The sequence below is a fragment of the Tardiphaga alba genome (genome assembly GCF_018279705.1).
Lineage (GTDB): Bacteria > Pseudomonadota > Alphaproteobacteria > Rhizobiales > Xanthobacteraceae > Tardiphaga > Tardiphaga alba.
This window is the reverse complement of the sequence record NZ_CP036498.1, coordinates 5,578,399-5,604,679: the sequence shown is the minus strand read 5'-3', so window position 1 is coordinate 5,604,679 and position 26,281 is coordinate 5,578,399. Positions and strand designations below refer to the sequence as shown.

The following is a 26,281-nucleotide window of genomic DNA, read 5'->3' as shown; positions in this document are numbered from 1 at the left end:
TCGCTCGATAGCGACAGCGATATCCCAAGCCGGCCTAATTATCATGTCTGATATCACCGCCGCCTAGTGTTTTCGCAACGTCACCAATCCTGAGCGTTCCCCCAGCAAGAACGGTGATGTAGATGCCCATATCTGCGTGCCCGTAGTGATCGCGTAGCTCAAGCGGGACGCGGATATCCGTTTGAGCAGTATCGGGATTGACCTCGGTAGCAGGGCATCGCCTAGTGCGCCGGACACCCCGGAACTTAACGTTTCCGATCTGAAGCTCGCGATCGATCCAATCGAATTCGATCCAAGGATCAAGCCCGTCAAGCAGGAGGTTTGCGCGGAAACGCCTCGGATCAACGCGACGCCCGAGTTTGCTCTCCAGGTCACGGACTGATGCCAAGTTGATCACAGATATTGCTTCCATGAGCATCGGTGAATGGACGCTGACGTCGGTGAAACGATGTCCGGTACCTTTCACCACCCGCGGTCGACCTCCGAGTTCGTCACCCATAAAGGAATGAACGGCCTCCTCTATCGCGTCGCGACCGGTCTGCGTTTCCAGATTCCCCGTAGCGACGGTAGATTCTTCATGTCGCATTGAAAAAATCGAACTGGGAACGTCAAGCTTTGTTTTCAAAGCGGCGAGCCGCGGGAAGCGCGCAAGAACTGCAAACTTGGTTTTAGGGATAGGTCGCGGATTCAACTCGTCAAAATCGGTGTCGGCTAACGCAAGCGCAAATATGCGGTCCCCGGGCAAGCCGCGGCCTGCTGATAGTCCCACTTCTGCAAGGTCTTCGGCTGAGAGTCCCTTTACGGGATACCGGCTGATGCGAGTGAGAGCGGCCACCTTTTGTCTCCGTTGCTTTGAGTAAATCGTCCTGCTGACATGACCGGCTCCGCTATCCAGAGCCGAACCCTGACCCTATCGGGCTGCCGCGCGGTCGACTTGTTCAAACGCGATGCGAACTCGCGTTTGAGGTCCCGTGATTAAGTCTTTGTCGATGCCATTAGGGAGTTACGCAGTCTCGCGACTTCCTCCTGAAGGTGACGAAATTTCCGCTCGTTGAGGCCCGTGGCGCTGACCGTGACTGCAGCAAATTGAAGTGCCTTCTTCTGGAGGCGGCGCCCCTTGTCGGTGATGGCTATGCGGACACTGCGCTCATCTAAGTCGTCGCGATATCGGCTCACGTAGTCCATCTTCTCCAGACGTTGCAACATGGGAGTGATTGTACTCGGCTCTAAAAACAATCGTTCGCTTAGCGACTTGACGGTCTGGTGATCGTCCTCGCAGAGCGAAACGATGGCGACATACTGCGGATAGGTGACGCCGAGCTTCTCAAGTACAGGCTTGTAAACCCGCGAGTAGGCCAAGTTTGTTGAGTATATCGTGAAGCAGAGAAAGTCTGAAAGCCTAGCATACTCATTCTCGACGCTCTTCATTGCACCCTCCACCCAAGAGCCGGCACCACCAGCCACATTCAGAACTTAATTATCGAAATAATAATTGTGATGGTAATCAAAATACGAGGTTGTCATGCGGTTTTTTGTCGTTCTGTTCGCGGTTGTCGCCATCAGGGGCATCCCATGTGCTTGGGATGCCCCAAAGAAGGCTGCTGAGGAGTCCGTGATTGCCGGTTTAGCCCTAGCTACATGGTCCTCCCCAGCGCACGCTGACACTGCCAGGTAAGCGGCTTGCTTTCAGACGGGATGTGACATCCGACCGACGTGCTAAACGGGCGCCAAAGCGTGACGCCCAGTGATGATCGGCCGGCCAACAAAAGAGGAGGCAGCCGAGATTGCTGAGCGCATCCTTGACGGAGCGAGATCGGTATTCTGCAAGCGCGGAATCGACGGAGCGTCGATTGACAAGATCGCAGCAAGATTGAAGCTGTCAAAACACACAATCTATCGTCGATATGCGGGTAAGACGTCGCTGCTCGAAGCGGTCGCAGTACGAGACATTCATCGCTTCGGGCATCAACTTGCGCAGGCCTACGACTGCGCGGACACGGCCATAGATGGACTACGCGAAACGGCGCGCCGCTACGTGGAGATCGGGTCGTCGCGCGACTATGCTGCGTTCTATCTAGGGGCATGGCGGAGGCCGTCAGGTCCGCGGCACTGCGAAGACAGCTTGCGTCTTGGGCGGCGATTTCGCTCGAACCCATCGTGACGGCGGTCGTCGCCACCCAGAAGGCGGGCAGTTTGAAGGACGCCGATCCGGCATTTGCGACTGCCATTCTTATCGATCTCCTTGAAGGTGTGAACAACCACATGAGGCTCGGAGATGTCGTTCGGAACCGGCCCGCCACCATGGCTGGCCTGTTCGACCAGCGATGGCGGGTCTTCCTGGCTGCCATGGCGCCCCCGGAGTCGCCGCACAACAACGCGATTGATATATGTGGCTGTGCGGCTGGCCTCGCGCCTTAAGGTATGAGGAGAAGTTTTCCGGTGGACGCCCGGCTTTCCATATCCGAGTGCGCTTTTGCGGCATCCTGGAGCGAGTACTTCGCACCGATACGAACCCGCAAATGACCTTTCAGAATCCAGTCGAACAGTCGTCCGGATTTCGTTCTCAGGGCATCAACTGTGGGAATGTGGTCTAGAAAAACCGCGTACCCTAATTTGATGCTCTTTGGCAGGCTCATAATGTCGAGTGGACCGGGACCTCCGAGCACTGGTCCATACCAGCAGAATGTGCCCGACCGCCTCAACGCTTTTAAAGATCCCTCGAAAGTGCTCGGACCTGATCCGTCATAGACGACATCGACGCCCCGGCCGTCCGTCAAACGCAAGACCTCGTCGGCGAAATCTCCTTCCTTGTCCACGATGACATGATCGGCCCCAGCGTCTCTCGCAGCAGCTGCCTTCTGGGTCGAGGACACTCTTCCGATTACTTTACCGCCCCGAGCTTTGACGATCTGCGTGATCAAAAGGCCGAGGCCGCCCGCCGCAGCGTGAACCAGAGCGACGTCGCCGATCTGTATTGGATAGAAGTCAGTCGTGAAGTGACTTGCTGTAAGCCCCTGCATCATCACGGCCGCAGCGGTCAAATCATCTATGCCGTCGGGAATGGAGACCAGCGATGCGGCTGGCATAACCGCGCTTTCCGCGTAGCTCCCGGGAGCATAAACCCAAGCCACCCGTTGCCCGATCTTGAAATCATGCACCCCTGAGCCAAGTGCAGCGACGATGCCCGCGCCCTCGACACCCAGTGTCGCCGGACCAGACTGATCTTTCCATAGCATTCCCCGGCGCACACCGACGTCCATAAAGTTCACGCCTGCGGCTGCGAGCTCGACGCGGACTTGGCCGGGTCCGGGGGCAGGATCTGGCAACTGGATGTACTGCAAGACCTCGACCCCGCCAGGCCGATTCATCACGACTGCTCTCATATCAGCTTCCTTTCTTGAACGATCGTTCCATTTTAAGTCAAAAAATTTACTTTAAGGCTTGGAGTACGCACGCGCTTAGAGATCTAAGTTGAGCCAATGAGGCTCCGCCCCTGGCCGCCAGCCTGATCGCAGCCAAATTCGCAAGGACAAAAGCGGCGGCATCTGGAGAAGCCAGATCTCGCCTGATGTCGCCTTGTGCATACGCCTCGTCAGCCTTTTTCACGACGGCCGCCCGGAGGGCGCGGTCGGCGGCCGAGTGAATGTCGCGCAGTTCCTTGCGTGAACAACCAAACTCCGAGATCGAACTTACGCCGAGGCAAGCGCGCTTTGCATCTGCAACAACGCGATCAAGCATGCGTGCAATGCCGTCGATCGCACGCGCGCTACCATTCAGAGCTTGGAGATGTTGCTCACGTTCAGCATCCGCATAACGTCGGACCGCTTCGCAGTACAACTGCCATTTGTCTCCGAACGTGTCGTAAAGGCTCTGCCGTCCGATACCCATGGCCCGCGTCAGCATCTCCGCAGAGGAACCAGCAAACCCATGTTCGCGGAAGACCTCCACGGCGGCATTCAGTGCCTCGGCCTTGTCAAATTCTTTCGTTCTCGCCATGGCGCAAACCTCGCATTTCTGGAATGGTCAGTCAAGTATGCGGTAGCCGAGTTTGAGATCGCTTTTGTACAATCCGAGCGCGACATCTCATGACAGATCGGATCGCGCTCAGATGCCGGGCGGATAGCAGGCATCTACCTGCAGATATGGGAGAAAGACATGATGGTTTCGAAGCGAGCGGCGCTGCTGATTGCGTTTCTATCTCTTGGCGCGACGCCCGCATTGACGGCGGATGCGAAAAACGTAGTGATCGTGCATGGCGCCTTCGCCGATGGCTCCGGCTGGCGTGCGGTGAGCGATAAGCTGACGGCAGAAGGCTTTACGGTGACGATCGTGCAGCAGCCGCTGACCTCACTCGCCGACGACATCGCCGCTACCAAGCGTGTCCTATCATTGCAGGATGGGCCCACGGTCCTCGTCGGTCACAGCTACTTAATGCCCGCACGATCGTGTGTCGGCGCGGATTAGACTGCTCACACGGTGGCTGGTCCAGGACCGTCTGATGTCGGCTAGGGCAGAGGATCGCATTTACCAGACGGGCAGATTGCGGCTGGTTGCAGAATGATATGGCCGTCAAAGCCTGGCAAAAATTTTGCGCTGACCTCTTGAAATCGACCGGCCGTTTTTTCTAAATATCGGATGTCGGATGCCTCAGGGTCCGGCAAAGGCGGGCGCTGGTGGTGTCCGGCGTCTGCTCATACCCATCTTGCTCAACGGAGGATTTGGCTATGAGGACTTACGATTTCGCCCCGCTCTGGCGCTCGAGCATCGGTTTCGATCGCCTGTTCGACCTTCTGGACGCGACCCAGCGTGCCAATGAAGAGGGCTCTCCGCCCTACGATATCGAGCGTCTCGGCGAGGACAGCTACCGCATATCCCTTGCACTGGCGGGCTATGCTCCCGAGAACATCTCGTTGACCGCGGAGCAGAACGTCCTCACGGTAGAGGGCCGCAAGGATGAGCAGAAGCGGGACTTGCTCTACAAGGGCATTTCCGCGCGTAGCTTTAAGCGGCAGTTCAATCTAGCTGAGCAAGTTACCGTTACGGATGCATATCTCGACAACGGGCTGCTTCGGATCGGCCTGAAGCGCGAAGTGCCCGAGGCCAAGAAGCCCCGCAAAATCCCGATCGGACAGGGCGTTCGCAATAACGTCGAACAACTGGAAGCGAAGGCTGCCTGACCCAGCCTTCGACCCCGCGCGCCGGTTTTTCCGGCGCGCCTTTATTCCAGACATCCACTACGGAGTTTGACGATGGCCGCAATGGCTCTTCCCGCCCTGGAAGCAGGGGGCGGGTTCACGCGCTATATGAACGCGATCAAAAGCTTTCCAATGCTTTCGCCGGATCAGGAGGCTGCCTACGGGCGTCGGCTTCGTGAGACGGACGACGAAGAGGCCGCGTATCAGTTGGTGACGAGCCATCTTCGTCTCGTCGCAAAGATCGCGATGCGCTACCGCGGCTACGGACTGCCGATCTCCGACGTCATTTCGGAGGGCAATATCGGACTGATGCAGGCCGTCAAACGCTTCGACCCGGATCGCGGATTCCGGCTCGCAACCTATGCGACCTGGTGGATCAAGGCGACCATCCACGAATACATTCTGCGGTCCTGGTCCGTTGTCCGGATCGCGGCTTCCAATTCCCAGAAGCGCCTCTTTTTCAATTTGCGTCGTCTGAAGAGTAAAATCGGCGCATTGGAAGACGGGGATATGCAAGCTGAGCAGGTCACGCGCATCGCGCGACGTCTGAACGCTGCCGAGAGCGAAGTCATCGACATGAACAGGCGTCTGCAGGGCGACATGTCGCTGAACGCAAGGTCGGTTGACGACGACGATGAAGGGCTGGAATGGCAGGATCGTCTTGCGGACGATATGGACGTCGAAGAAGTCTACGCAGAGCGGAGCGATGGCGCACGACGTCGACAAGCGCTCGAACAAGCGCTCAGCGGACTTTCCGCAAGAGAGCAACGTATCATCAGGGCAAGATGGCTCACAGACAATCCACTGATCCTGGATGAACTGAGCGCAGAATTAGGAATCTCCCGAGAACGTGTCCGGCAGGTCGAGGAACGCGCGATTCAGAAGGTTCGTGTCGCTATCGCATCTGCCTTGGGAGGGGCTGCTCGTCACGGCACTGTCAGTTTGCCTAAGCAACCGAGTTTTGGGGCTTCTGGATGATGAAGGTGTGAATGTCCAAAAGACATTAACGTCGGCGTCACCCGACGCTAATCGCGAGCTGCTGTGCTGTCGTTGACAAGGTACGCGCCATGTCTTGACGTATGAGCATTAGTCAGGCGGCGGCCGGCAGAATTGCACGTAAGCAAATCGACAAGGCAGTCAGGAATGACGGACACTATCACAGATCGATCGCGATCGCGCGCTGCACATCGCTCAGAAGTGGCGTACGGGCATCTTGCGTCTGACGTGCGCAATTTCCTAATCGCAGGAAGCAGGAAAGTCGCAGATCACTATAAGCGTCTGATTGCTAACACAAACGATGCAGGTGAGAGACAACTCTACATAGATCGAATTGCGAGAGAGAGCCGGGCAATTCAGGCACTTAGTGAAAATGGGGGATACGCAGGATGACGCAGACCGTGCTAGGCATCCTTCTACTTAACAATCTTGCAGCTTCTTGGGTCGCACCGTTTATGGCTTTTCACGCCGCGGTCGGATCGCTGGTCGACCATGACAGCGGGCCCGGGAGATCGTAAGGAGTAGTTTCCCAGATGAAACGACAGACGCGCCCATCCTGAGAAGTGGGCAGTCGCTGCGTGCGGCGCATGAGCCCAACGCCACAGCGCCCAGCAAGCAGATTGTTTGCGAAATCCTCCGCGGTCAGTTGTTAACTCTTGGGACCATCGCGGCAATCGATGAGCATGCCGGATCCTGTGCGGATTGGGCACCTGGCTTGGTCAACTTGGCAGGTGAGGTTGCAGGCGGGCCGGCAAAAATGGGCGTGGGCGAGGGGACTGGGGGAGTGGCCGGGTCTGTGACCTTGGTCCAATCCTGCCCGCCGCAGAAGATCTTTCCCATGCAGCCGCGAACTTCGAGTTGCCCTTTAGGCGTTAGTCGCGCCGTGACGTCATATTGTTTGCCGCCCGCCGTCACTGCCGTTCCTTTCGGATCATAAATCTTTCCGGCCCAGAGCCCTTGCTCAGTCTCGTGAAGATTGATCAGGAGAGGCACGCCAAGCATGGGCCGACCGCGCATCGCCGGATCCGGATTGTTCATGTCCTTTCCAGGTGTCTTTTCTGCTGCGATGTACCCCCAAAGGGCCGGCGGGCAGCTAATCACGCGGACGCGAATGCTTTTGTCCTCGACCAGCCAATCTCCGGTCAACGCATTCTGACAACGCGCCGTCACGCTCGTGGAAACCAGAAGCAATCCGGCGACACCCAACAGCTTTGCAAGCACGACCAACTCCGCTTTCTTGCACCACAGACGGACCTTTTTCAAATCGAACGAATGCGCAAAAATGAAGGCGATTTAATCGTTTGCCTAACACTCATTCGGCTTACGTATTCCCAGCAAAGAGAGCATTTGGGGGCTGCAACCTGATGTCCGCATGTGCCTGAGAGTTGCAGATTGCCGAGACAGATAAGTGTGACGCATATGGAAGCAGCCGCCCGAGAGCGGCTGCAGAGCTTCACGCGTGAATATCGGCTAGACGACGTCTGCTCTCCCGAGCCGTCTGACCAACGGCGCGGATGGGACGTCGGCTCTTTGGAATGGTGGCACGACCGGGGCAGGGCGGTGCCCCATCGTCGTCGTCCAGAACCTTCAGCGCTGCAATAATGTCGCCGATCCGGACCTGAGCGTTGGACCCAGGAAGCTGCCGAAGCCAGGGTTTTCCTTCGACGGCGAACGCGTCAGACGCCCATGTTGCAAGGACGCAGCGCTTTTGAAGAGCGTCCAAAAATGGATTCGCGAGCACTTCCCGGGGATGCGTGAAGGTGCTGGCAAGTAGAGAGTTGGCGTGAATCTCATTCATCGACATGGCAGAATTTGACATGCTGGCCTCCTATACTCCTTTCGGTAAGGCACTTGGGCTGCCACTGCGGCGACGCCGCAGCGGCAGGTGAGACACGGTAATTAAGCAGCCTTCGATGTGAGCTGCTCGACGTTCGACCTCGGTGAGGAGGAGATCTCGATCTTCCGAGGCTTCTTCGCCTCGGGCACTTCCCGCAGCAGGCCGATTTGCAGAAGTCCGTTATCGAAGTTGGCGCCGGTTACCTGGACGTGATCGGCCAAATTGAACTGGCGTTTGAACGACCGGCCGGAGATTCCATGATAGAGGAGGTCCCGTTTCTGATCGTCCTTGCGGCCTTCTACCGTGAGCACATTCTGCTCCGCGGTCACCGAGACATTTTCGGGACTGTAGCCAGCAAGAGCGAGCGTGATCTGGTAACGATCGTCGCCTACGCGCTCGATATCATACATCGGAAAAGCGTCCTCGTTGCCGCGCGGGGCAGAATTTACCAGGTCGAAAAGGCGATCAAAGCCAATGCTCGAACGCCAGAAGGGGGCGAAGTCGTAGTTGGTCATAGCCAAATCCTCCATTGAGCAAGATGGGTATGAGCGGGCGCCGGACGCTACCGGCGCCCGCCTTGTACCAGGCCCATAAAAGCGCCCGGCGCCCCTGAAATAGAAAAACCGAGGCTGGAATTTCAAGAGGGAGCGCGAATTTTTTGAGGGGCGGGCCCAATGTGCCTGACCGGCATATCTGGAACCGAGGTGACATTCTCACTGTTTTCGAGGCCCATACGGCTATTAGGCTTGAGGCGCCCCATCGGCTTGGCGATGGAGATTTTCAGGGATGTCACCCGGTTTCTGCAGCATCTAGGGAACTCTCGTCTTGCTCGAGCGGCTTCGAGAAATTATTCAAGTCACAATAAAACGTGACAGTGTCGATGCCGTGTGAGCCGGAAAGAGCGTCGGTGGCGGTCCGGTCCATGAGCTCCTAAATCGTATAGGGTCTGTTTAGCTGTAACCGCTATGTTCACTACGATATCGCTACTTCTCTCCTTCGCCCTCCTGCTGTTTATAGCCGCTCGGTGTAAAGCGCATGAACGTGAGACGGGTCTATCGCCGCCGTCGGCAGAGACGTTGGCAAGCATCCGGCGTGACGCGCGAGAGCGGCAAATCCCAGCGTGCCGAGCCTATAGCGAATGGATTGCGCGAGAACAGCGCGCGCAATCCATTGCAGACCGAGCTTCGCGAACTGCGACGCTCGACCAATAGATATTTAGAGGGAAGTTCGCTTGTAGAAGGCCCTTGACGACCTCAACGAGTTTTCTAAATTCCCGGCGGGTATCTTGATTGCCCGTCTCAAAACGAAAGCATGCATAGACCGTCTGGGGACGATGATGATCGACGAAAATCTGGCAAGGATCCGCACGCACCGCAACAATATCGCTCGGTACTGGCGACTCTTAAGAAGCGAGCTGTCAGATTCTGAACGATCGTCCATCGAACGACGTCTGGCAGAGGAGCGAGCTTCTCTCAACGCTTTGGCTGCTGAGACCTTCCCGCATGCGATGGCTCCAGCGGCGAGGCAGTTCCAAGCATCAGCGGCCTGACCAATGCCGCAGACACGGACCCAACCCTGCCTCGAGTGCGGGGCTTCGTCGATATGGCTGCGTTCTACACCAGCGCGGCTGGGCTATGTGACTCATGCTTATGAATGTCCCAGATGCTCCTTTATCCAGACATCAGTTGAGAAGGAGCCCCTTGCTCTGGGAGATGGATGGGTCAAAGGCGAGCTAAAGCCGCCGACGAGATGATCGATGCAAAAGTACTTCAACGTGTACATTGTGGCCGGCGTTGCGATCATCGTCGCCGCTGGCGTGATCTTGGGATGAGGTTAGAGCTACGGCGATTGCAAGGCGCCCTTCTTTCTTGGGACGATCGGCGATTCACGTCCTGGCACCTGATTGCCCTTATAGTTTGAGAAAAGATTTAGGCAGGCTGCGTTACCAAATGATCAGTCTTGAGGAAGATATCGAGTACAAAGGTTTCACGATCCAAGTAAGGCGTCTTGGCGCGGGCTGGATCGCCCGAATGAGGAGGCCTGATGGGATATTGATGCCGAGATCGCCATTGACTGACGACATTCTGAAACGAGAAACGGTGATTGAGCAGGCCAGGACGCGCATAACGTCGCTTTCCTCTACGGCTCTCGATCAGCTATGAAAATTGCTGCGCCTCGTATACAGACAGGCAAAGAGCGTCAGCGCTTTGGCGGCTAAGCGTCGCGTCTCGACAGGGCGAAAGAAGCCCGGTCGACTTTTTTTTATTGGGTAAATTCGGATCGCGACTTCGCGCGTGGTCTTGCGGCAGCAACACAGCTAATAACGGGACGAGCTCCATACTCTTTTCCGCACTCGTCGGCACATCGGTAGTCATTGACGCGTTTTGGCTGGATAAAAGCACACGTGTGGGCGATCACGCAGCCGCTGAGGAGACTGCAAAGCCAGATTCAAACGCTTGCTCACCATCGATGACAAACGCAGGTGGCGTCCGATCAGGTGTTGCCAACAGGCCGGTCCATTCCTAAAACTAGCTGCCGGCAGCAACGTAGCCTCATCACAACCTGAAGGCTGTCTTAGACGAGGCGGGCGTGCCGGAGGCGCTACAGGCGCTGTCAGACACAAGATCACTTTGGTGGGCCGTGGCGTCCAGCGGACGCGATCTGGATGACGGTGAATTCGGCGCCTCCGGGATCATCGAGCGATTTGGCTAGACGCCTAAAGGCCTGCCGGGTTTCGAGGCCCGCCCGACAGTTTTCCTTCGGATCGCTGTTGGTAATAGGCAAGAGCATAGAGCCGCAACGCGGATGAAAGATTGCCGTCCTCACGGCTCTTGTCGATTTCCGAGCCAAGATCCGACAGCGTCATCGAGCGCACCGCCGCGATCTCTTTCAGTGCGGACCAAAATTCGTCCTCTACACTGACACTGGTCTTGTGCCCGTTGAGGAGGATCGAGCGCTTCCGTACTGGCGATTTCATGTCGGTAACCGCATCTCTCCCTAATGATATTTTCGGTCAAGATCGCATGTGACGAGGCCGGTGGTCAACTCGATCCCGGTCTTTCGCAACACATCCTCGAGCACATGCAGACGCAGAGCTGATTGGACATCGAAGGGATGTTGCTGCCCAACTCGACGCACCAAAGTTCGTAGAGAAATATCGCGCTCGATAGCAATATCTTCGAGGCAGTCCCAGAACTGTTCCTCCAAGGCAATTGAGACGTGTCGGCCTTCAACAAAGAATATCCGATTTTCCATTTGCCTACGCGCCCCTTGATGCCGGTCAGACACTAGACGAATTATCTCTGTCGCAGAACCTCGCTACCGCGCCTCACTGCCATGCAACGTCAAGCGCGTAGAAGGCGCGCACCGACGGAGCCAATCCAGATCGGAGCTGTAGACGTGCGCGAAGCGCATTGCCCGGGTTTCTTACTCCGCCAAGCGATTTGGTCGGGATCGTTCGCGACCGGCCCGGTCTAAACCCGCGAGGACGATATGCCGAGAATGGAGATGGCCGGACCAACGAAACTTCAATAACAGCGCGCCAGCCTGGCCCGTCGACTCTCGTACGTGGGTAACCAGTTTGATGATCGCTGCGCTGGTGCTTGGTCGGTTGTAAGTTCGGTCCGGTACAGAAAAGGTACTTATCGACGAATACGTCAAAGCTTTGCTGAACAGTGACATGCTTTTTCGGGCCATGGCTGAAGCCACTCGTCCTCAGGACCGCTTTTGGCGGATTGTGTTGAAAAACTCCCCTGTTGAAGCGGGACGCCATCGCTGATTCAATCCCGCTATCGGCGGAGGCTGAATCGATGATGGGTCCGAAGCAGACTGATCAGGCGGCTCTGTTCTACGAATTCTCGCTGGAGCGACACGTACCAGCGGCTCATATGCTGCGGAACATCGACCGGTTCGTCGATCTGTCAGTCATTCGGAGCGAGTTGGCGCCATTCTACAGTTCGACTGGACGGCCATCGATTGATCCTGAGCTGCTCGTCCGGATGCTGCTGGTCGGCTACTGTTACGGCATTCGGTCGGAGCGCCGGTTGTGCGAGGAGGTTCACTTGAACCTCGCTTATCGCTGGTTTTGCCGTCTGGGGCTGGATGGCGAGGTGCCGGATCACTCGACTTTCTCGAAGAACAGACATGGTCGCTTCCGTGATTGCAATCTCCTGCGCAAGCTGTTCGAGACGGTGGTGCGGCGTTGCATGGCAGAAGGGCTGATCGACGGAACGGCCTTTGCCGTCGATGCCAGCCTGATCGCTGCCGACGCCAACAAGCAGCGATCCGCTGCAGGGACCGAGGACCATGACTGGGACGCGCTTGCCCGGGTGCGGCGGTTAGTCCGTGAGTACCTCGACACACTGGACGAAGCGGCGTGGGGTGCGGCGAGCGAGACGGTGCCGAAGTTCGTCTCCCGATCCGATCCGGCTGCGCAATGGACCGGAGCTCGCAAAGGCCACGCCTTTTTTGCCTACGCCGACAACTACCTGATCGACTTGAAGGCTGCGGTCATCGTCGATGTCGAGGCGACACGCGCCATTCGACAGGCTGAGGTCGGTGCGGCCCGTACGATGATTGAACGTACCGAGGAATGTTTTGGCATCCACCCCAGCGTTTGGCCGCCGACAGCGCCTACGGATCAGCCGAGACGCTGGGATGGTTGGTCAACGAGCGGGGGATCGAGCCGCATATACCTGTGTTCGACAAGTCCGCTCGCGATGATGGGACATTCGCCCGCGACGGCTTTGCCTACGATCCGGAGAGCGACATCTATCGCTGCCCTGCAGGCAAGGTGCTGATTTCAACCGGGACACTGGTGAACGACGGAGCGACGCTTCTCTATCGCGCCAGCAAACGTGACTGCGACATCTGCGAACTCAAACCACGGTGTTGCCCGAAGATGCCAGCCCGCAAGGTGCCACGCTCGATCTACGAGAGCGCTCGCGATGTAGCGCGCGGGATCGCGAGGACGGAAGCCTACGTAACCTCGCGACGTGAACGCAAGAAGATCGAGATGTTGTTCGCGCATCTGAAGCGTATCCTGCGCCTCGATCGGCTTCGTCTGAGAGGCCCTTGCGGCGCTCGCGACGAGTTCCTGCTCGCCGCCACCGCTCAGAACCTTCGAAAGCTGGCAAAACTGGTCCCGCCACCGGCTCCAATGCCCATCTGAACTGGGGCAGACGCTCGCATGCCGCCCCACTGTGCACGCGCCGATAGCCAACTTGCCGACTTCTTCAACACAATCGGCGCTAAGCCGTCATTCAGGCGGAGGCTCTATTCTTCCCGAGCTCGCTGGGAGCGACGCGGTGGGACGGGCGGATTTGGAGCCAGATCTATGCCCGCTTGGAATAAGGGACAAATTATCGGCCAAAAACTGCCCCTCAAATCGAAAGAAGTTTGGGGATAAGAACGAGATTGGAAGTCGCCTCAAACTTGCGAGAACTTGCTCTCTTTAACCTAGCAATCGACAGTAAGCTTCGGGCATGTGATCTAACGTGCGTTAAAGTACAGGACCTGACGATCTCCGGTATGTTTCGCAGTCGAGCGATGGTCATTCAAAAGAAGACCGGACGTCCGGTCCAGTTTGAAATATCGGAGCAGGCGAAGAACAGCCTCGATAAGTGGATTTCCTTCCGGAAATTGCTTCCAGCCGACTTTCTGTTTCCTAGCCAAAAATCAGCCAAACCGCATCTGTCTACGCGGCAGTATGGGCGGATTGTCAATCGCTGGGTAGTCAGCCTTGGGCTGGACCGAAGACGCTATGGGACACATTCGCTGCGCCGGACGAAAGTGTCCCAGATTTATAAGAAAACGGGAAATCTTCGTGCGGTTCAACTGCTCCTTGGACATACAAAGCTTGAGAGCACCGTGCGCTATCTTGGAATCGAAGTAGACGATGCATTGGCCATGTCAGAGCAAGTAGATCTCTAAGTGTCATTGAGGCGCATCACCAAGTGATGCGCCTTTTGGCGCAAAGCGGATCTTTGCAACGCTATGCTTGGCGCATCAAGCAGGTCACGTAGATTGGTGGCCAGTAGCGGTCGCAGAGCGGCAGAAGTGAATTGCACACCGCATTCAGGTGGTACACAACAGTGGTCACAAACACTCGCCGACCGAAGCGAAAATGCCCTGTTTCAGGGCTTATACGGGTTAGCTACTGGTAAAATTGGAGTCCCTCTCTCTCCGCCATTCCGCTGAGTGGCTAGGACACCCAGTAAAATCAACGGCTTATGCTGACGCCGACATGCGGTAATCGAGACGGGCGAAGTTCTGCGGATCGAATATGACGGCGCTAGTTCACCGGGTTCAACTCGGGACATCCTGCCGCTTGCTGTTCTGTCAGATGGCAAAGTGCATGCGTAGGCTACAGGCGAAGACGTTCGTGCTTTCGAAAATGCGCCTGAGTGCCAGCGCGGTCGAGACATATCTGAGGAGGCTGGGCGCTCCCCGAACGTTCATTCAGTGTCGGTATTGTTGCGAGATCGTAGCTGTCTAGTTTTGCCAACGCTCACGTTGGTGGTTTCCAGAGTTCTCTGGTGACAATAACTCGTCGATTCCTGCACGATGTGTCTCGCTAATCAGCCTCGCCAATCGCGCGGTCGTACGCCAAACCGTTGTTTAAACCTGCGGGAAAAGTGTGACAATTCGGCGAATCCCCAGTCAAACGCGATCGATCCGATGTCTCTACTCGCATTCTTCGGGTCACGAAGATCGGCCGCGATTCCTTCGAGGCGTCGTTGCATCAGGTGATCTGAGAACGTCGTTCCATTCTTTGCGAGAAGCATGTGGACATAGCGCTCGCTGATGCCGACCGACGCGGCAATGTCGGACACTTGAAGGCCGGGCTTTCGAATGCGAGTCTCGATCGCTTGATGCACCGCGAGGGTCGTCGCATGCGCGATGCTGGAGGTTTCTCGAACGCCTCTGTATTCCCTTCGTGAATAACTCAACGCGACGAGATCAAGGAGAACATCGAATAGTTTCACGGAATCGATCTCAGCCATCCGCGCAGCGTTGAGATTCAGTGTCTTCATGCTCATCGCAATCAGCGGGCCAAGCACAGGATCATCGGAGATACGGGTTGGGAGCACGTCATCCGGGGTGGACAGGCGCTGGTTGAGCGCCTCCGTTGGTATTTGGAGCGATGCGACCCCAAAGGATGAAGATTTTTTGTGTTCAATCGCAAATCCGCGGGCGCTGTCGAAAAGGGCGATCTGACCCGAGTCCTGGCGCAACTCCCGATCGGCCAGACGAATGTTGCAATCCCCCGCCAGCTTGAGATTGAGATAAAAGCAGCGCGCGCTGGTCGATGCAGCTTTGGGAAGCGAGCGGTGTACGACATAATTCTTATAAGCGAGCCTGTTGAGCGCGCCGCAACCAATCCGTATGTGCTCCAGTGTTGCGGGGAAGTCTATCGAAGCAGGCTTCTCGGGCGCGAGATTTGTGAACGCTCGGCAGATCGCTTCGCGGAAATAGGCGAACTGATCTGTCGATTTGATGCCATGCGTCGACCAGGATTGCAGGCGGTCACTCGATGACTGTCCAGTGAGTGGCATTTGTTCGCTCCGAGACCATTCCTCTTCCGGTTTAGCCAAGCGCGATAGTCGAAGCCATCATAAAACCATGAGGTGTGCGCCGTCCATGGTGCGAAGCAACGAGGTCATGTCAAGCAACATCTCGTGCGCTGTTGTACCGAAAATAGGCGCATCAAGGAATCCATCCCCACTCGACCATGCTGTCGGAGCATTTGAGATGCGGGGAGCGTGTAACGAAGACGGCTACGTTTCGTATAGCGACCTTTGGTTGTTGAGCTGATTGGAAGGGGTGGATGAGGGATAAGATGTTATACTCACTCGCAAAAATAGAAGTCGTGTGTGTGAAGTTGACGCGGCCTGTTTCTGCAGCGAAGCGATTGGAAACTATACTTCTGCTCCGCTGGACAGTGAGTTGGCTGTGGCATGATCGACAATGCGTCCGGACGATGGCCGCTAGAATTCAGAGAATAACTGGTCAGTCGTCACCGAGAAGAACGCCCGTAGAAATGGCGAGCATGTGATGAACAAAGCGGTTCTAAATTGGTTGCCGCCGTCTCCGCAGCGAAAGATCAAGGTTGCGGAGCTTGCGAGCTGGGACATACCGCGTCCTCGTTTGCTCAAGAAGCTGACCGAAGTCCTGTCGGTGCCAATGACGGTCGTCCAGGCCGGTCCGGGTTTCGGGAAAAGTTCGCTCCTCCGAAGCTGGGCGGATCACCTGAAGAAGGACAATCATGTCGTTGCGTGGTTATCGCTTGATCGACATGACGACGATGCAGCGACCATCTTCCCGAATCTAGCGCGCGCATTGTCCCAAGCTGGGCTTGTGATGAAGCAAGTCCAGAACTGTGCTCGCGCGGGCGTGCGGCAGCCCGCTTATGCCTGGGCGAACGCAATCCTCGCGGATCTGACCCAGGAGAACAAACTGCTGTTCGTCATCCTCGACGACTTTCATCTGATCTCACGGGACGACGTTCATAGTGCCATCTCCCATCTGTTCAAATACGCACCGCCAAATGTCCGGTTGATTTTGGCGAGCCTTACGGCGCTCCCGACCGTCCTGGAGAGCATTCATACGCAAGCGCCCACTGTCGAAATCGATGCACCCGCACTCGCATTCGATATTGAGGAGCTCCGGTCATTCTTGATCAAGGAGGAGATCGACGGGGTAGGGAGTTTCGAACTGTGCCGCCTGCATGAACGCACAGAGGGATGGCCGGCGCTTGTACGGGTCATCACGGTTTGGGCCAAAAACGCGCCCGGGGGACTGAGTGGCTGCGTGGACCGCCTGACGGCGCAAGCGAAGCCGATCCGTGGCTTCATGGACGGTGTTATGGCGCGGCTGCCGCAAGGCCTGGCGCAGTACATGTTGAGCATCAGCATATTGAAGCGATTACGCGCCGACGCGTGCCTTGTCGTGACACAGGATCAGGCAAGCGAGAACCAGATCAAGGTGCTGGCCAGCCAGCGGCTGTTGTTCAGCATCGGCGGCGACGAGGGACTGACGGAGTATCGGTTTCCCCTTCTCTTGAGGGAGTATTTTCAGAGCCGATTGCATGCGGAGCATCCGAGAGATGTTGCGGTCCTGCATCGACGCGCGGCGGCGTGGTCGGCAGATCATGGCTTCTGGGAGGAGGCAATCGATCACGCGGTTGCTGCCGGCGATCTGGCGCAGGCGAAGCAATGGCTCGGACAGCACGCATCGACACTGGTTGGATCGGGGTGCTCATCGCGTCTGCTGAAATGGCCGCATTTGCTGTCAAAGGCGTCCGAGATCGGCGACACAAAAGCGAAGTTAGCCATCGCGTGGGCAATGATCATGGGGGCTCAGCTCGATGAAGCGCGTGGCCTGGTCTCGCAAATTGAGCGCGAGGACGTGTTTGGTCCGGACGCCCAAGCGGTCGAAGCGCAATGTCAGTTGCTGCGTGAATATTTCGTGGCATTTGGCGAAAAGGGTTCGAAGCGCGCGATCCTCACGGAGTTCGTGCGGACAGGCAGTGTAGACAGCTGGACGAACAATGCGGCTGGCAACATGGTTGCGCTGTCAGCATATCGGCAAGCGGAATATGGACAGTTCTACGACGTGCCATGGATTCCGCTCGCTGACGAGCATGATGCGATGAATGTGCAAGCCAGCACGTTCCGATCAAACTTGCATTCCTGCGTCGCGTTTGACCAATTGCAGCTCGATCTCGCCGAGCGTCATGCCACGGATGCCTTCGAGGTGGCGCGTTCTCGTCTCGGCGATTATTCATTGGCTGCGACGTTTTCGAGCTGTTCTTTAGCCCGCGTGCGCTATGAACAAGGACGCGTCGCGGAAGCCGAGGAGCTTGCGTCGCGAAATCTGGCGATGACCGATTCCGTCGGAATGGCTGAATCCGTCCATATCGCTTATCGTGCCTTGGTTCGATGCGCGATCGCGCGAGGCGATCGGTCAGGCGCGCACAAGATCATCGATCGGGTCAAGCGTGTGTGTGTGAACCGCGGCTGGACAAATCTGAGATTCTACTTTCTGGCCGAGCGTTTTCGGCTTCTCATCATCGAACAGCGATCGCAAGAAGCACACGCAACGCGGCGCCGGTTGGAACACGCGCTAAAGTCGATCGTCATTGGGTCGACGGGAGAGAGACGGGCCGTTGAAGCATCGTCCCTGCTGGCGCTTGCCAGGACGGGGACCACAAGCGAAAAACTCGCGCATCTGGACGCCATCCCCATCTCGTCGCCTTATGTGGGGTTGCTAGTAGAATTGTCGCGTGCATCCGTGGCGTGGTCAGCGGGGGATGCGGCGGCCGCGTTGGTTGCATTCCGCAAAGCAGCGTTGGCGGCAGCGCCGCATCGATATCGCCAAACCTTCAATGACTACTGCCAGGCAACGCCGATACTTCTGGATCGTCTCGTTCTAGACAGCGCGAAGATGGGACTGTCGAAAGAACTGCTGAGCTGGTGCGCGGAGATGCGTCGCGCGGGGAGGCGTCATCCCCGCAATTGGTTCCGGCTGTTTCCTCTCGGCATTATCGGTTGAGTCCGCAAGAGCACCGCGTTCTGCAATTGGTTGGTGACGGTTGCTCCAACAAGCAGATAGCACGTCAGCTTGGTATCACCGATGAAACGGTGAAAAGTCACGTCAAGCACATCTTCGAGAAGCTCGATGTCGATCGGCGTTCGCAGGCGGTTCAGCGGGCGTTCTCCGAAGGCCTGCTCCAACCGCATCATTAGCAATACACTGCTCCGGCGAGCATTGGTCTCGCTCGATAGCCGGTCCGATCCTTCATCCCCGAACGGGGGATGGCTCATCACCGCTGCGCGTGATGCTTACCGCAATTATAGGCGAGCGACACGAAGGTCATAGGCGATGTTGGCACCTGAGATTTGCGATAGTCGTCCGGATCCTGTCGAAAGGGATATTCAACCGGCCCACGACGTTCCGGAGCGGCCGAAAAATACGGCGCCTGCCGGGCGATGGCGAATACGCGCGTCAGTCTTGTTCGTCGCGTGCTTTGCCGGCGTGATCGCGTGCCTGACGTTCTGGTTTCTCGTGCATCCAGTGCACGTCCTCGTGCAGGGCGAAGCCGATGCGACGCGCATCGACATCGCGGCGCGCGTCGATGGGAAGGTCGGGTATCGACCGGCATCGCGCGGTGACAATATCGCTGCAGGGCAGTTGCTCTTCAGGATCGATAACCCGGAACTGATCGCCAAGCTGCAGGAGGCGGAGGCATCGCTGACTGTTGCCCATGCGAATCTGGCCAATGTCGAGGCCGGAACACGGATGGAGGTCGTGGCACAGCGCAAAGCAGCGATGGACAGCGCAGCGGCGGATTTGAATCTCGCGCAGCTGACCTATGAACGGATCAAGGAGCTGGCGGATGCAGGGCACGCGCCGTTGCAGCGCCTGGATGAAGTGACAAACGCACTTCACGTCGCTCAGCGCGGCGCGGATCAAGCGACAATCGCCCATCAGGAGGCCGTTGCGGGTCATACCAAGGAGGAGAGGGGAATCGCGCGGGCCGATGTCGCAAAGGCGCAGGCTTCCATCGAGACGATCCGGGCGCAGGTCGGTGAACTGACCGTGCGAGCCCCCATCGCTGCACAAGTTTATCAGATTGGCTCGGAAATCGGAGAATATGTCGCGCCCGGTGTCCCGCTGCTGTCGCTGGTCGATCTCAACGACGTCTGGCTCCAGTTCAATCTCAGGGAAGATCTGATCAGAGGCCTGAAACCTGGCGATCGCTTCGATGTGCGTATCCCGGCATTGGCAAATCGGGCCGCGACGGCCGTCGTGCGCTTCATCTCGCCGAAGGGCGAATATGCGGGGTGGCGGGCGACACGGGCGACAGGCGACTTCGATTTGCGCACCTTTGAGGTGCGGGCCTATCCGGAGCCGCCATTGTCCGATCTCCGGCCTGGAATGTCTGTCTATACGGAAACGCTCGGTGGCAGGCGATGAAGGTGGCTCGGACTCCAGGCGTCCTGCTCGTCGCCATGCGCGAGCTGCGCTGGATGTATCGCGACAGGATCGCGCTGATCCTGGCCGTTGGCCTGCCGCTCTGCTGTTTCGCGTTGCTCGCCTGGACATTCAGCAATGCGGTGATCAGGGATTTGCGGATCGTGGTGGTGGACGAAGACCGGACATCGACCTCCATGACATATATTCAGGCTATCGATGCGGCGCCCGGCGTGAGCGTGGCTCACCGCATGCAGGATCTGAACGCAGCCATGCATGTGGTTCGATCTGGCGGAGCGATTGCGTCTGTTTATATACCCGCGCATTTCGAGCGCGACCTGATGGCGCGGAAGCGCCCGCAACTGGCGATCTTCTATAATCGTCAGTTTCTGACACCCGGAAACAACGCCTCCAGTTCCATTGCGAGCGCAGTATCCGCCGCGACCGCGACGTTATCGCAGGGAAGTGCCGGAAAGCTGGTTTTCTCGCCCGGACCGCTCGTGGCGGAGCAATATGTGCTGACCAACCCGGCCTTGAACTATGTGCAATTCCTGCTCCGCGCTGTCCTGCCCACCGTGCTCCACGTGATCATGACGATTTCGGCCGGATATGCAGTTGGATCGGAATTCCAGCGGCGCAGCCGTCGGGCCTGGATCAGAGCCGCCGGCGGTCGTCCGGTCGCTGCGCTGGCCGGCAAGTTGTTGCCGCTCGTCGTCATATTTGTGCTGATGATGCTTCTGGAAGCCGGGATCGTTCACGGCATTTTCGACGTCCCGTTTCGAGGAAATCCTGGGCTCGTCATCGTCGCAGCCTGCGGTCTGATCGTGTCCTATCTGGCGCTCGGGGCCGCTGTTCAACTGCTGGTTCGCAATCTCTCGGTCGGCCTGAGCCTGTCCGCGATCATCTGCTCACCTGCCTTTGGTTTTGTAGGCATTGGCTTCCCGGTCTTCGCGATGAACGCTTTTGGGCGGGCATGGGGTGATGCCTTGCCGCTACGATGGTATTTCGAGATTCTCTACGATCAGGCGCTGCGAGGTCTTCCGGCGTTGAATTCGCTGGTCCCGCTGCTGATCCTGCTGGCCATGGCCGCCACTCTGTTGCTCGTGGCGTTGAACCGCCTGACGGCGATGTTCGCTGCACCAGGCACGGTGTCGCCGCGGCCCGCAAGCCGTTTGGCAAGGCCGCCGTCCAGCATGCTGGACGCGGTAGTCCACGAAATCCGCCTCGTGTTTGCCGATCCTGGTGCGCGAGGCTTGATGATTGCTGCTCCTGTGCTGTACGGGCTGCTCTACCCGCAGCCATATCTGACGCAGATCTTACGCGATCTTCCTATCGCCGTAGTCGATCAGGACCACACCGATCTCAGCCACGATCTGATTCAGAATCTGGATGCCAATGAAGGGCTGTCAGTGGCTGTCCGGGCAGATACGCTCGCCGATGCGCGGCGCGCGATCGCGCGGCGGGAAGCATTTGCCATCGTGGACATTCCCGAAGGGACCTATCGCGACGTGCTCAAAGGCAACAAGGCGCGGCTCGCCGCTTATATCGATTCCGCTTACTTCCTGCTCTATACGCGCATCGTTCAGGGCATCGCCGACAGTTCGGCGGTGACCAATGCGGCCATCGCCGCGCATGGTGCGAAGCCGGACGGAAGCCTGGCACAGGCGGCGCTCCTCCGCAGCTCGCCGGTGGATGTCCAATCCGAGCCGCTGTTCAATCCAACGGGAGGTTACGGCAACGCGATCGTTCCTGCGGCGTTCATCCTGATCATCCAGCAGACCTTGCTGATGGGCGTAGCGTCCCTGAGGGGCGCTGCCGTGGAGCAGGGGGAGATGCGGTTTATCGGACGGAGAGCGGCATCCGCTCGATCGTGGGACGATCGATCGCGCATCTCGCCGTGATGACGCCCGGCCTCGCGCTCTACCTGGTGATCCTGCCGCGCGTCTACGGCTTCTCCTCGCTCGGCCACGTCCTGGATCTCGTCGTCTTCGCGATACCGTTTGTTCTATCAGTGAGCTTGCTTGCCCAGCTGGTCAGCCTTTGGTTCCGGCGTCGCGAGACCGCCGTTCTCATCTTCATGGCGACCAGTCTTCCACAGTTCTTCCTAGTGGGCGTGTCGTGGCCGCGGGAATTGATCCCGGCGCCGCTGCAGGCGCTGAGTCGCCTGGTGCCGACGACGTCGGCGATGGATGGCTTGGTGCGGATCAACCAGATGGGCGCGACGCTGCAGGATGTGCGCTTCGATTGGTTGATCCTGTGGGCACTGACGATCGGATACGGCGCGCTGGCCATTCTATTCGCCGGATCGAATGCACGTGCGGAGATCGCTCATGAGCATTAGAACAACCCGTACACGCACGCGCCTTGGCGCCGCCGTGATCGTGCTCGGCAGTGTTGGCTGTGTCGCCTACTCGGCGCTCGAACAAGACCCGGTGCCGGCGCCTATCCTGGGCGTCGTCAGGGAAACCGAAATACACGTCGCGGCTGAGCGGAACGGTCGGCTCGCCAATGTCGTGGTCGCACCTGGGCAGTTTGTGCGCAGGGGGAGCCTTCTGGCGGTGCTCAGTAGTCCTGAACTCGAGGACTCGCGCGAGGATGCCCATGCGGCCGAGCGACAGGCGCAGGCCTACCGAAACAATGTGAATGTCGGCGTGCGCAGGGAGGAGATCGATATTTCCGTGCAAGGGATGCAGATTGCCGAAGCAAATCTCGAACTCGCGCGACAACAGTATCAACGGTCCGCAATGCTTGCGGTGCACGATTTTGCGAGCAAACAGAAACTCGATGAAGACACGACCGCGCTGCGGAAAACGCAAGCCAAGCTAGACGCCATGAAAGCTGGTCTCGCGCTGAATCAAAACGGGGCGACGAAGGAAGAGCGCACGATCGCGCAATCGAAAGTGGTGTTGGCATCCGCTGTCACCGCAGCGGTCGATGCCGCTCTGTCAAAGACACAGCTGCTCGCGCCGGACGATGGTGTGGTCAAGGTGGTCGTCGCAAACTCAGGTGAAATCGTTTCTCCAGGGCAGGCGGTTCTAACCATGGCGGATCCGCTGTCAGGCCGATGGATGAGTTTCACCATCCGTGAAGATCGGCTGAACGGACTGGCTATCGGATCGAAGGTTCGGGCGATGACGGCGCGTGGCAAGCAGATCATCGGGCACGTGGCGGAGTTGCGACCGCTCGGCGAATTTGCCACTTGGCGAGCCGCCCGTGCGGTTGGCGATCACGATCTGAATAGCTTTTTTGTTCGCGTTGAACCGACAATCCTGGATGCGGATGTCCAGCCCGGAATGTCGATTTGGCTCGTCGGTCATTCTCCCGGTGATTCAAGCAATCGCCATGTCAGGAACGCATATGGTCTTTGGCTCCGGGATCGCTAGGAGCCCAGACCTGCAATCGGATCGAAACATCACTTGATGAAAGGGAGCAGGAAAATCACGCGTGCGGGATGGGTCTCTTGGCCAGCTTCCGCACCAGGGTGCGGCGATGTATGCCGAGACGGCGCGCCGCTTCCGAGATGTTGAATCTCGTTTCCGCCAGCGTCTGATGTATGCGTTCCCACTCGAGCGATTTTATTGACGTTGCTCTCGGAGTAACAGAGGCCATGCTATCGCCCGAAACTCTTTCGAACGCTGCTTCTATTTCGTCGGGGCCGCACGGTTTTGCAAGATAGTAGCAGGCGCCGAGTTTGATTGCCTCCACGGCCGTTGTGATGCTGGCGAACCCCGTGACCACGACTATGCGGATACTCGGGTCATACTGATGAATGATTTTGATGCATTCAAGCCCAGAGGCACCGGTCAGTTTTAACTCAAGGATGGCGCAATCCAAGGGTGTCTCGGCGAGATAGAGAGGAAGTTGCAGGGGTTTGTTGCAGAGTGTGACTGTATACCCGCGACGCTCGAATATATGTCGCAGCGATAGCGCGTAAGCAGCACACTCCTCGACGATCAGTAGCGACCTTCCGGTGCGAAAGTGTGCACGTTTCTCAAGGTTGCCCGGGGTAAACCAGCCGTCCATCGATGACCTCGTAAGGCATTGTGGAATAAATGACAGCGCGCGTATGACTACGGAGCCTGCCGATCGGATTGGGCCGTTCTACAGATGATCTGGCTGTTCAGTTGCATTGTCGCGCGTGGGGCGCGATATTTGTCGTCGCCTCCATCCTGCCGGCGGAACTCCGAAGTGGCGACGAAAATGTCGGCTGAGGTGAGCTTGATCAGCGAATCCGCAATCGATCGCAACTTCGCATAAAGGTAATCTCGTGTTGAGCAGAAGCTCCCGCGCATGCGCGAGACGTCGTCTTACGATGAAGGAATGCGGGCTGTCGCCAAAACTCTGTTTGAACGCCCTTGAGAAGTATGCCGGACTAAGGCCCATAAGGGCGCTGAGATCGTCGATCACGATCCTTCTTCCCAGATTTTGCGAGATGAAGTTTTTCGCTTTGGCAATCTGCCAACCTGATAATCCACCACGTGATTTAGATCGCTTTCGTGATTGAGGTGTGAGCGTGCCGTGAATGATGCAGTGGGCCTCCGCAATAAGCGATTTGGCGGTGCTCGCGTCGGAATCCACGAAGCGTCCAGCCATCTCTAGGAGCATCTTGAGGTGCGAGGCCTGTGCGGTGAGAGATCGATCGACAACTGAATCATTCGGCATGTCAGATTGTTGCGAGTAGACGTAGGCGGTCGCGACAGTTTCCGGGTCTGTTCGAGCGCGCATGTTCGATCTCTCATTCGGGCGTAAGCGTACCGTGGAATTGTTCGAGCGGATTTCTATTGTTCGGCGTGACCAGTGATAATCCCCAAATGGGGGGTGGTGGCTGTTGTCGTTTGGCACGCATATGGAGCAGTGGATGCGCGTGTTCATCACCGAACACTATCGATCAGCAGCGATGACTTGTGCAGGGAACATCAGTTATGACGATGCTGGGCAATACGATGCATGGCACGGCGAGCTTCGGTCAGACGGCGCTCATAACGGGTGGCTCCCGAGGCATCGGTGCGGCCATCGCCGAGCGGCTCGCGCAGGACGGATTTTCCGTCATGATCAACTACGCCAGTTCCGAGCCCGAGGCGAACGAGGTCGTTAACCGGATCGAAAACGCAGGCGGAATGGCGATCCCGGTTCAAGGGGATGTATCGAATCCTGCTGCGGTGCGTCGGATGTTCGACATCGCTGAGTGTCAATTCGGCGGCCTTGACGTCCTGGTCAACAGCGCCGGACTGATGAAGCTCGCCACTCTCGCCGAGACAGACGACGCGCTCTTCAATCGTCATATCGACATCAACCTACGAGGCACGTTTAATACGCTGCGCGAAGCTGCGAAGCGTCTGCGCGATGGCGGCTGTATCGTGAATCTGTCCTCGAGCGTCGTTGGGCTCTACCAGCCGACTTATGCGACTTACGCCGCCACAAAGGCGGGCGTGGAAGCGATGACGCGTGTGATGGCCAAGGAGCTGCGTGGGCGCAACATCTCGATCAACGCAGTCGCGCCGGGGCCGACGGCGACGAGCCTGTTTCTGGATGGAAAGCCGAAAGCGGCGATCAATGCATTGGCGAATCTTTCGCCGCTCGAGCGACTGGGGCTGCCGGAAGATATCGCTGCAACTGTGTCATTCTTGGCGAGTAGCGGTGGTCGCTGGATCCATGGGCAGGTCGTGCGCGCCAATGGCGGCGTCATCTAGTGACGACATGTCGTGCGACCCATGTTTCGAAACGCGGATGCTTTGCGATCCCTGCCACTCGCAGAGCGGTGAGCTCCTGGCGAAAGGCAGGGAGTGTCAGAAGTCGCTCGATGTCCGGCTCCCAGATCGTCCAGATGGTGCGCGGGATGAAGCCGTGGATCTTGAGTTCGTATAACTCGAAAATGGAATAGATCACTTCACGGATTACCCGCCGCTCACGCGACGTCATTTCGATACGGCGCTCGTCGTCCTCGAACAGAAACCGATCCGGCAGGCTCTGGCGGAGATCGGAAATGCGTTCGGCATATCGCAAAAAGATGTCGGCGCCGAGCCGCCGGTTGTTGGTGCGGAGCGCCGTATAGATCGCAATGGCCCCGATGATGACGGAGAATAGCGTCATGGATTTGAGGATTTCGTCCAGCATCGCGCAGGCTCAACGCTCGGGAAAATGGAGGTTCGTCGAGATAGAATTACATCCTCGAACGGGTCGGATGGTTGAAGAGAGCAAACTTAGTGACGGATCGCGGATCGTTCTTGCATTTCGAGACGCGTGTGTCGTGTCGTTTTCGGGTCTTTTGAACGTCTCG

The 26,281-nt window shown here is 57.6% G+C and carries 24 protein-coding genes and 3 pseudogenes; 14 read left to right on the top strand and 13 right to left on the bottom strand.

Translation table 11 applies throughout. The features are described from left to right. Window positions 1-34: 34 nt before the first annotated feature. Both RPMA_RS26710 and RPMA_RS26705 read right to left on the bottom strand, forming a co-directional pair. Window positions 35-835 carry an MOSC domain-containing protein gene (locus tag RPMA_RS26710; RefSeq protein WP_211910718.1) on the bottom strand — a complete coding sequence of 267 codons (801 nt, stop codon included), beginning with the start codon at window positions 833-835 and terminating at the stop codon, window positions 35-37. Window positions 836-975: 140 nt separating this feature from the next. Continuing rightward, window positions 976-1,428, bottom strand: coding sequence for a MarR family winged helix-turn-helix transcriptional regulator (locus RPMA_RS26705; protein ID WP_211910717.1), 453 nt, complete (start codon window positions 1,426-1,428; stop codon window positions 976-978). Between the two features lie 319 nt (window positions 1,429-1,747). On the opposite strand from RPMA_RS26705, the gene RPMA_RS28630 reads away from it, so the two are divergent. Both RPMA_RS28630 and RPMA_RS26695 read left to right on the top strand, forming a co-directional pair. Further along, complete coding sequence (locus RPMA_RS28630) at window positions 1,748-2,161, top strand: TetR/AcrR family transcriptional regulator (RefSeq protein WP_211910716.1); 414 nt, start codon at window positions 1,748-1,750, stop codon at window positions 2,159-2,161. Further along, on the top strand, window positions 2,158-2,418 hold the full coding sequence (locus tag RPMA_RS26695; RefSeq protein ID WP_211910715.1) for a hypothetical protein: 261 nt from the start codon (window positions 2,158-2,160) through the stop codon (window positions 2,416-2,418). Before RPMA_RS28630 ends, RPMA_RS26695 begins: the two co-directional genes overlap by 4 nt. On the opposite strand, the gene RPMA_RS26690 is transcribed toward RPMA_RS26695, so the two are convergent. Together RPMA_RS26690 and RPMA_RS26685 are read right to left on the bottom strand one after the other, a co-directional pair. After that, on the bottom strand, window positions 2,415-3,383 hold the full coding sequence (locus tag RPMA_RS26690; RefSeq protein ID WP_211910714.1) for a quinone oxidoreductase family protein: 969 nt from the start codon (window positions 3,381-3,383) through the stop codon (window positions 2,415-2,417). The two genes, RPMA_RS26695 and RPMA_RS26690, sit on opposite strands and share 4 nt — an antisense overlap. A gap of 46 nt (window positions 3,384-3,429) precedes the next feature. Beyond that, window positions 3,430-3,996, bottom strand: coding sequence for a TetR/AcrR family transcriptional regulator (locus tag RPMA_RS26685; protein WP_211910713.1), 567 nt, complete (start codon window positions 3,994-3,996; stop codon window positions 3,430-3,432). A 162-nt stretch (window positions 3,997-4,158) separates the two neighbouring features. Between RPMA_RS26685 and RPMA_RS26680 the strand changes: the two are divergent. From RPMA_RS26680 to rpoH, 3 genes and pseudogenes are all read left to right on the top strand, one after another. Next, window positions 4,159-4,428 (top strand): annotated as a pseudogene (locus tag RPMA_RS26680) (alpha/beta hydrolase); the annotation flags it as partial. Between the two features lie 296 nt (window positions 4,429-4,724). Continuing rightward, the gene (locus tag RPMA_RS26675; RefSeq protein WP_211910712.1) at window positions 4,725-5,177 is read left to right on the top strand and encodes an Hsp20 family protein; all 453 of its coding nucleotides are present in this window, start codon (window positions 4,725-4,727) and stop codon (window positions 5,175-5,177) included. A gap of 72 nt (window positions 5,178-5,249) precedes the next feature. Then, complete coding sequence (gene rpoH, locus RPMA_RS26670) at window positions 5,250-6,173, top strand: RNA polymerase sigma factor RpoH (protein ID WP_211910711.1); 924 nt, start codon at window positions 5,250-5,252, stop codon at window positions 6,171-6,173. 660 nt (window positions 6,174-6,833) lie between these two features. On the opposite strand, the gene RPMA_RS26665 is transcribed toward rpoH, so the two are convergent. The 5 genes from RPMA_RS26665 to RPMA_RS26645 form a co-directional block, all read right to left on the bottom strand. Then, a complete protein-coding gene (locus tag RPMA_RS26665; protein WP_211910710.1) occupies window positions 6,834-7,412 on the bottom strand; it encodes a DUF2147 domain-containing protein in 579 nt (192 codons plus the stop codon). Window positions 7,413-7,644: 232 nt separating this feature from the next. Further along, on the bottom strand, window positions 7,645-8,010 hold the full coding sequence (locus RPMA_RS26660) for a hypothetical protein (protein WP_211910709.1): 366 nt from the start codon (window positions 8,008-8,010) through the stop codon (window positions 7,645-7,647). Between the two features lie 80 nt (window positions 8,011-8,090). Further along, window positions 8,091-8,543: an Hsp20 family protein gene (locus RPMA_RS26655; protein ID WP_211910708.1), complete on the bottom strand. Its 453-nt coding sequence runs from the start codon at window positions 8,541-8,543 to the stop codon at window positions 8,091-8,093. A gap of 2,201 nt (window positions 8,544-10,744) precedes the next feature. Continuing rightward, window positions 10,745-11,005 (bottom strand): ribbon-helix-helix domain-containing protein, encoded by a 261-nt coding sequence (locus RPMA_RS26650; RefSeq protein WP_211910707.1) that lies wholly within the window; start codon window positions 11,003-11,005, stop codon window positions 10,745-10,747. 20 nt (window positions 11,006-11,025) lie between these two features. Then, window positions 11,026-11,283 carry a ribbon-helix-helix domain-containing protein gene (locus tag RPMA_RS26645; RefSeq protein ID WP_211910706.1) on the bottom strand — a complete coding sequence of 86 codons (258 nt, stop codon included), beginning with the start codon at window positions 11,281-11,283 and terminating at the stop codon, window positions 11,026-11,028. Between the two features lie 554 nt (window positions 11,284-11,837). Here RPMA_RS26645 and RPMA_RS26640 point away from each other — a divergent pair. Both RPMA_RS26640 and RPMA_RS26635 read left to right on the top strand, forming a co-directional pair. Next, window positions 11,838-13,198: pseudogene (locus tag RPMA_RS26640) on the top strand (IS1182 family transposase). Window positions 13,199-13,363: 165 nt separating this feature from the next. Beyond that, window positions 13,364-13,959 (top strand): annotated as a pseudogene (locus tag RPMA_RS26635) (tyrosine-type recombinase/integrase). A 647-nt stretch (window positions 13,960-14,606) separates the two neighbouring features. Here RPMA_RS26635 and RPMA_RS26630 read toward each other — a convergent pair. After that, window positions 14,607-15,584, bottom strand: coding sequence for a helix-turn-helix domain-containing protein (locus RPMA_RS26630; protein ID WP_211910705.1), 978 nt, complete (start codon window positions 15,582-15,584; stop codon window positions 14,607-14,609). 499 nt (window positions 15,585-16,083) lie between these two features. Here RPMA_RS26630 and RPMA_RS26625 point away from each other — a divergent pair, with 499 nt between their 5' ends. The 6 genes from RPMA_RS26625 to RPMA_RS26605 all read left to right on the top strand — a co-directional run bounded on the left by RPMA_RS26625 (window position 16,084) and on the right by RPMA_RS26605 (window position 23,387). Beyond that, window positions 16,084-18,582: a MalT transcriptional regulator family protein gene (locus RPMA_RS26625; protein WP_211910704.1), complete on the top strand. Its 2,499-nt coding sequence runs from the start codon at window positions 16,084-16,086 to the stop codon at window positions 18,580-18,582. Then, window positions 18,504-18,776, top strand: coding sequence for a response regulator transcription factor (locus RPMA_RS28625; protein ID WP_408056476.1), 273 nt, complete (start codon window positions 18,504-18,506; stop codon window positions 18,774-18,776). The genes RPMA_RS26625 and RPMA_RS28625 overlap by 79 nt, the downstream gene beginning before the upstream one ends. Before the next feature lie 136 nt (window positions 18,777-18,912). Then, window positions 18,913-20,007, top strand: a complete 1,095-nt coding sequence (locus RPMA_RS26615) for an HlyD family secretion protein (RefSeq protein WP_211910702.1) — start codon at window positions 18,913-18,915, stop codon at window positions 20,005-20,007. After that, window positions 20,004-21,905, top strand: a complete 1,902-nt coding sequence (locus RPMA_RS26610; protein WP_256438175.1) for an ABC transporter permease — start codon at window positions 20,004-20,006, stop codon at window positions 21,903-21,905. Before RPMA_RS26615 ends, RPMA_RS26610 begins: the two co-directional genes overlap by 4 nt. Continuing rightward, window positions 21,905-22,345, top strand: coding sequence for an ABC transporter permease (locus tag RPMA_RS28300; protein WP_256438174.1), 441 nt, complete (start codon window positions 21,905-21,907; stop codon window positions 22,343-22,345). Before RPMA_RS26610 ends, RPMA_RS28300 begins: the two co-directional genes overlap by 1 nt. Further along, the gene (locus RPMA_RS26605; protein WP_211910701.1) at window positions 22,335-23,387 is read left to right on the top strand and encodes an HlyD family secretion protein; all 1,053 of its coding nucleotides are present in this window, start codon (window positions 22,335-22,337) and stop codon (window positions 23,385-23,387) included. The genes RPMA_RS28300 and RPMA_RS26605 overlap by 11 nt, the downstream gene beginning before the upstream one ends. 55 nt (window positions 23,388-23,442) lie before the next feature. Here the strand turns inward: RPMA_RS26605 and RPMA_RS26600 are convergent, their stop codons facing one another. Next, a complete protein-coding gene (locus RPMA_RS26600; RefSeq protein WP_211910700.1) occupies window positions 23,443-24,027 on the bottom strand; it encodes a response regulator transcription factor in 585 nt (194 codons plus the stop codon). Window positions 24,028-24,105: 78 nt separating this feature from the next. Beyond that, a complete protein-coding gene (locus RPMA_RS26595) occupies window positions 24,106-24,729 on the bottom strand; it encodes a helix-turn-helix domain-containing protein (RefSeq protein ID WP_211910699.1) in 624 nt (207 codons plus the stop codon). 197 nt (window positions 24,730-24,926) lie between these two features. Between RPMA_RS26595 and RPMA_RS26590 the strand changes: the two genes are divergently transcribed. Beyond that, window positions 24,927-25,694 (top strand): SDR family oxidoreductase, encoded by a 768-nt coding sequence (locus RPMA_RS26590; protein ID WP_249225446.1) that lies wholly within the window; start codon window positions 24,927-24,929, stop codon window positions 25,692-25,694. Here RPMA_RS26590 and RPMA_RS26585 read toward each other — a convergent pair. Next, the gene (locus RPMA_RS26585; protein ID WP_211910698.1) at window positions 25,687-26,118 is read right to left on the bottom strand and encodes a hypothetical protein; all 432 of its coding nucleotides are present in this window, start codon (window positions 26,116-26,118) and stop codon (window positions 25,687-25,689) included. The two genes, RPMA_RS26590 and RPMA_RS26585, sit on opposite strands and share 8 nt — an antisense overlap. Window positions 26,119-26,281 lie beyond the last annotated feature (163 nt).